At 54.4% G+C, this 5,323-nt stretch carries 5 protein-coding genes and 2 pseudogenes; 2 read left to right on the top strand and 5 right to left on the bottom strand.

The window, feature by feature from the left end:
- The 5 genes and pseudogenes from RUA4292_RS08745 to RUA4292_RS08725 form a co-directional block, all read right to left on the bottom strand.
- On the bottom strand, window positions 1-240 hold a 240-nt coding region (locus RUA4292_RS08745), incomplete at its 3' end, for a recombinase family protein (protein ID WP_145974909.1).
- Window positions 237-542: pseudogene (locus RUA4292_RS08740) on the bottom strand (DUF2924 domain-containing protein); the annotation flags it as partial. The gene RUA4292_RS08745 and the pseudogene RUA4292_RS08740, both read right to left, overlap by 4 nt.
- Before the next feature lie 249 nt (window positions 543-791).
- A complete protein-coding gene (locus RUA4292_RS08735) occupies window positions 792-2,765 on the bottom strand; it encodes a pyridoxamine 5'-phosphate oxidase family protein (protein WP_058271400.1) in 1,974 nt (657 codons plus the stop codon).
- 68 nt (window positions 2,766-2,833) lie between these two features.
- Window positions 2,834-3,310, bottom strand: coding sequence for a nuclear transport factor 2 family protein (locus RUA4292_RS08730; protein WP_058277264.1), 477 nt, complete (start codon window positions 3,308-3,310; stop codon window positions 2,834-2,836).
- Complete coding sequence (locus tag RUA4292_RS08725) at window positions 3,307-3,945, bottom strand: glutathione S-transferase family protein (protein WP_058277263.1); 639 nt, start codon at window positions 3,943-3,945, stop codon at window positions 3,307-3,309. The genes RUA4292_RS08730 and RUA4292_RS08725 overlap by 4 nt, the downstream gene beginning before the upstream one ends.
- A gap of 108 nt (window positions 3,946-4,053) precedes the next feature.
- Between RUA4292_RS08725 and RUA4292_RS08720 the strand changes: the two genes are divergently transcribed.
- Together RUA4292_RS08720 and RUA4292_RS25695 are read left to right on the top strand one after the other, a co-directional pair.
- Window positions 4,054-4,953 carry a LysR family transcriptional regulator gene (locus RUA4292_RS08720; RefSeq protein WP_058277262.1) on the top strand — a complete coding sequence of 300 codons (900 nt, stop codon included), beginning with the start codon at window positions 4,054-4,056 and terminating at the stop codon, window positions 4,951-4,953.
- Between the two features lie 201 nt (window positions 4,954-5,154).
- Window positions 5,155-5,323 (top strand): annotated as a pseudogene (locus tag RUA4292_RS25695) (IS30 family transposase); the annotation flags it as partial.

Raw genomic sequence — 5,323 nt, 5'->3', positions numbered from 1 at the left:
ACGCCCGGCATCGATCTCTTCAAGAAGGCGCTGAAGGGCAGGGCGCTCTAGGGTGCCGCCCGACAGGCCACCGTCATCGTAGCGGACTGGCAATAAGGTCCAGCCTTCATGTCGCTGGCTGGCGATATAGGCTGCGCAGGCCTCATATTGCGCGTCCAGGGAATTAAAGTCCTGATCCAGACCATCTTCTGAGGACTTGCGCGTGTATATGGCGCATCGGATTTTACGGCGCGGGCTCATTTGGCCCCCTTGCCGGTGAGCCCAAAGAAACGCGGCCCTGACCAATGCGCGCCCGTAATCTCTCGAGCGATGGCCGAGAGCGAGCGACAGGAACGACTGTTCCAAGTGAAGCCGTCTTCTGTCACATCGACAACATGGGTCACGCCATTCCACTCGCGCAACAGGCGTCCGCCGGGTTTTAGGGCAGGGCATGTAGGCCGGGGCTTCTTCCCAGAGTCCTTTTCCAGCATGGCTTTGACCTGGCGGGGTAGCCCGCCATGGCGGCAGGACTGCATTTCAAAGGCGATAAAACGGCGCAGGAAATGGAATGTAACGAGCTTCCGCGTGACTTTTGTTAAACCGGATCAGTCCCCGCTACGGGAAACATGGCTACCGCCAGTGCTCTGTATCTGAGGCTCGATGTTGTAAGCAGACATTGGAGAGCTTGGCGTGGATGGCGGGTTTGTCCGCTCAGCCGCCGTTTGAGCTAAGTGCGGCTAAGGTCTGGAAAGAGCCCAAACTCACCGATGCTGCTACTGGTACCAATGTCCACTTCTGAACGGATGACGAAATCAGAAGGTAAATGTCTCTCGATGACGTCTCGACTCGTCAACGTTCAATTCGGTGAGGAGTTCTTCGCTCCAATTCATCAAAGCGGCAGGTCCGCACATGAACACTTCACGCTCACTCAGGTCCGCGACGGTCCGGAAATCATTAATCTTCATGCGTCGCTCTTCGAGATTCCGCAAGTTGTCGGAGAGCGTTTCGCGCAGACCGTCCCGAACGGATCGTGCCGCAGATGGGTGACTGCTCACGCTTTGAAAGGCAACTATGCTGAGCTTCACTTGATCCGGTAGCGAGCCATGTCGCGACGCAAAGTGGTTCAAGACGCCGATATCGTCATCACGCCCGGTAAACATAAGCACGATGTCAGTAGAAGTCTGATCTGGGTTTGCCTTTGCCACTTGCTGAATGCCGTCCCACATTGACATGAAAGGCGTAATGCCCACTCCGCCCGCGATCCAAAGCATCTTTGGCGGGACACTAGGGGGTGTGCCGTCGTGCCCCTCTGCAAAACAACTAAACCCTGCACCAGCCCCCTTGAAGACGACCGGAAGATTCCTGTCGATATGCTTGTCCGCATTGTCGTGCAGGACATTTGACGCCAATCCGCCCGGTTTGCGTTTGACGGTGACGTTGACATGATCGGTCCCACGGAACGTATTGAATTTCGGATCATACCTTGGCGCGCTGGAAAGCGTCCAAGTTCGGATATAATCTTCGTTCACCAACTGGGGGTTCGCCTCGTTCATATGGCTGTAGCCGACGTCCAAAATGCCTGAGAAATCAAATACACCAAACCCACCGGGCAAAGGGGCATTGACTGGCGATGAGAGTTTAAAAGTGAATGTCTTAATATTGTCGGACAAAACTTGTGTAGAGACAAGCGTAGCCGAGATCGCGGCAGCGTCGTCATAGGGCATCGCAGAATGCCCCATCTGTTCCAATTCTTGCCGCAAGAGCTTAACCGGCGGATTGTAGGGTGAAAACTGCTCTTCAGACGTAAGTTTTAGGTTAAGCCCATCCGCGACAAAGACCGCCCCTGTTACTTTGATACGTGTCAGCAGGCTCACCCGTGGCATAAGCGTTTCTGCCTTCTCAGCGAACAGATTTTCTGCCTCCCCAGTGACATACAGGACGTGGCCCGTGATGAAATCTGGAAACACGAGACCGACCTGAGGGTTTGTCTCGATGTTACCCAAAGACTGGTAAAAACGATTGCCGGAATGGTCAGGCAAAACCAGATAAGTTGTTACTTGATCACCTTCGACTTCTTCATAGATGCGGGTAAAGCTCGGCGCACCGCCGCGATGGTTAACACCCATATCGGTTAGAGTGTCCGAAGCATCGCTCTCAGCAATGTGCCTTGTCGCCAGAAAGACCGTGCTTGCGCGATCAACCAAGGCTTTAGCGCCGGCGGGCAAGGCAGATGTAATCGTGTCAAAGCTGTCATAAGACAGTTCGGCCGCGCGCTGAAAGTGCGCCAATCTGCGCTCAGTGATGTATTTCGGACAATTCCCAAGATGCTGGTCGGAATGAAGCCGAAGCCGCACCTTTCCAGTATTTTCGACGATGGACTCGCCGATTGTCCCGGCGATTTTGTTACGCCGCCGGTTGCTGAAATCGACCCCAACGCCAGCAAAAAGCCGCGCTTCTTCGGCAGACGCCAAGTCCTGCTGCAATGCGCGCGCAAATGGATCATAGGGGTTGGTCTCGGCAACCACATCCGTTGTGTTGCCGCCCAACACCTTGATCCCGACAGAAGGATCGTCATCCGAGGTTGTGACCAAAATACTGACCCATGGGCGCCCCTGTTGGTCGAGCGTTGCCAAGGGCAAGTAAGACAGACCAGCAAAGAAATCCGCGTGCTGCTGCGGCATATTGCTATCGATGAATTGCGGAATGGCATCGATGAGCTCTTTGGGTGTTTTGCGCCGCTCTTGCAGCAGCAATTCCCCTTTGTGCGACTGATGTTTCTGCGCCATTGTCTGACCTTCACGCGGATTTCATTGGATTTAATTTTCAGGGGCATTTGATGCCCTTGAAAGTTTGATTAGAGGCCCAAGTCGCTTAGACTTGGATGATCATCGGGGCGGCGCCCCAAAGGCCAGCGGAACTTGCGGTCCGTCTCTGCGATCGGATGTTCGTTGATGCTGGCGAACCGCCGTTCCATGTAGCCACTTTCGTCAAACTCCCAGTTCTCGTTGCCGTAGGCCCGGAACCAGTTGCCGCTGTCATCGTGGTACTCATAGGCGTATCGCACGGCGATGCGATTGCCGTCATGGATCCACAACTCTTTGATCAACCGATAGTCCAGTTCCTTGGCCCACTTTCGCGACAGGAATTCTTCGATCTGAGTGCGACCCCGCGGGAATTCCGCTCGATTGCGCCAATTGCTATCCTGCGTGTAAGCGAGTGCGACTTTCGCCGGATCACGACTGTTCCAACCGTCTTCGGCAAGGCGGACCTTTTCGATTGCCGACTCCGTTGTGAAAGGTGGTAACGGATAGCGTGGCGCTTCTGCGGTCATGTCGCTGCCTCTGCCTCTGCTAAAAGTCCAGCTGCGGTAGCTGGCATTGCTTCAAACCCAGGCAAAGCTTCGAAACGGGATATCCACGCTCGTACGTTTGGATATGGGTCGAGCGAAACGTTCCCCTCGGGCGCATGCGCTGTATACGAATATGTCGCCACATCCGCGATCGTCGGGCGGTCACCAACAAGCCATTCTCGGCCCTCAAGTCCATGTTCCAGTTTCTGCATCGCCTTCTCGGCGGTTGCGGCTGCGAAATCTGCGTTCAAAGGTGCTCCAAAAACAGTGATCAATCGCGCGGCGCATGAACCAAACGCAATTTCACCAGCTGCGAGTGTGAGCCAACGCTGAACCTTAGCCTCACCAATTGGAGTGCTAGGTATCCAGTCAGGCGCATAAGCCCGCGCAAGGTAGACAAGGATCGCATTTGAATCTGGCACAATTACATCGCCATCTTCGAGAACAGGAACCTGCCCATTCGGGTTCATCGCCAAAAACTCAGGCGACTTATGCGCACCAGCTGCCAGATCAACGGGAATGGTTTCATGCGCGATCCCTGCAAGTTTTGCGAACACCAAGGCACGATGCGCGTGACCTGATTTGGCGAAATGGTGAATACGAACGGCGTTTGGCATCTGAGTCTCCAGTCATTTTGAACCTTCTAAGACGGTAATACCCGTTGCATAATTGTGAGATAATCGCCATTTTTGGTGTAACTTTAAGCCCTGAGGGGGCGCAATGACATGGACAAGATTGATCGCATGCGCGCATTTGCGCTGGTCGCAAAAAACGCTTCTTTCACCATCGCAGCGCAGCGGATGGGGCGCTCCGCGCGTCTAGTCAGCAAATATGTAGCCGATTTGGAAAACGCGCTCGGTGTTCAATTGCTAAACCGCACGACACGCAGCGTGGCATTAACAGATGCAGGTGCGACCTACTTGGCGTTGTGCGCACCGCTCCTCGACGCGTTTGATGAGCTTGAAGAACGGGTCAGAAACGAACAAGCGTCGCTACGTGGCACGATCCATATCTCCGCTCCCACAGGTTTTGGCACATTGCGCCTCGCTCCCTCTCTCGCTCGATTTGCTGCAAAACACCCGAATGTCGAACTAGATCTACAGTTCTCGGATCGCAGGGTGTCCATAATAGAGGAAGGGATCGACCTTGCCGTCAGAATTGGTCCGATGCGTGATAGTTCGCTTAAGGTGCGGCAGCTTGGTCGGATGCCCTTGGTCGTATGTGCCTCACCCGACTATTTGGAGAGAGCAGGTAAACCGACCCATCCACGCACTCTAGCCACCCACGAATGCATTCTCGACGGCAACATGACAGAGCCGACAATCTGGAAATTTGACATTGATGGCCAAGAAGAGGCGGTTCAAGTGAACGGGCGCTTTAGAATGAGTGCTCCGGCAGGATCGGCCCGCATCGCCGCAGCGGGTGCAGCAATCGCGCGATGCCCGGCTTACACGGTCGCGGACGCTCTGCAATCTGGCCAGCTGGTGGAGCTTTTTGCCGAATACCGGGTCACACCGTATGTTGTTGCCGCACTCTTTCCGCAAAACCGGCACCTCACAACCAGAGTGCGTTCGCTTATTGATCACCTCGCAGGTGATCCAGCATTATGCCCTGACGGAACATGAAGCCGTTTCCATCTGGTGCAGGTAGGTCCCCAAATTTCATAAGAGAAAGACGGCGCGCTTATGGAATGTGTATATAGAGCCATACCTAGCCTGATTGAGAAAGCGGACATTGAGTGCGATAACCTAAATGGCCGCTTCGTCCGGCGGTTTCAACTGATCGATGCAACACTTTAATCTTTTTGGAAAGATGGAGTGTAAGCCATGGCCTATCGTCGTCGCATATTTTTCACAGACAAACAGAAGTCAGAGATATGGGATCGATGGCAACGCGGAGAGTCGATGAGTTCTATAGGGCGGCTTTTTGATCGCGAGTCGTCTTCGATCTATCCACTCCTTGCTCGCACTGGCGGCATTCGCCCGCCGGCCCGCG

The sequence above is a fragment of the Ruegeria atlantica genome, from assembly GCF_001458195.1.
Lineage (GTDB): Bacteria > Pseudomonadota > Alphaproteobacteria > Rhodobacterales > Rhodobacteraceae > Ruegeria > Ruegeria atlantica.
The sequence above is the reverse complement of the archived record's forward strand: the minus strand, read 5'-3'. Positions and strand labels throughout refer to the sequence as shown.

Coding starts and splice junctions, on each gene's coding strand:
- RUA4292_RS08735 (WP_058271400.1), bottom strand. CDS start 2,765: ATGGCGCAGAAACATCAGTCGCACAAAGGGGAATTGCTGCTGCAAGAG.
- RUA4292_RS08720 (WP_058277262.1), top strand. CDS start 4,054: ATGGACAAGATTGATCGCATGCGCGCATTTGCGCTGGTCGCAAAAAAC.
- RUA4292_RS08725 (WP_058277263.1), bottom strand. CDS start 3,945: ATGCCAAACGCCGTTCGTATTCACCATTTCGCCAAATCAGGTCACGCG.
- RUA4292_RS08730 (WP_058277264.1), bottom strand. CDS start 3,310: ATGACCGCAGAAGCGCCACGCTATCCGTTACCACCTTTCACAACGGAG.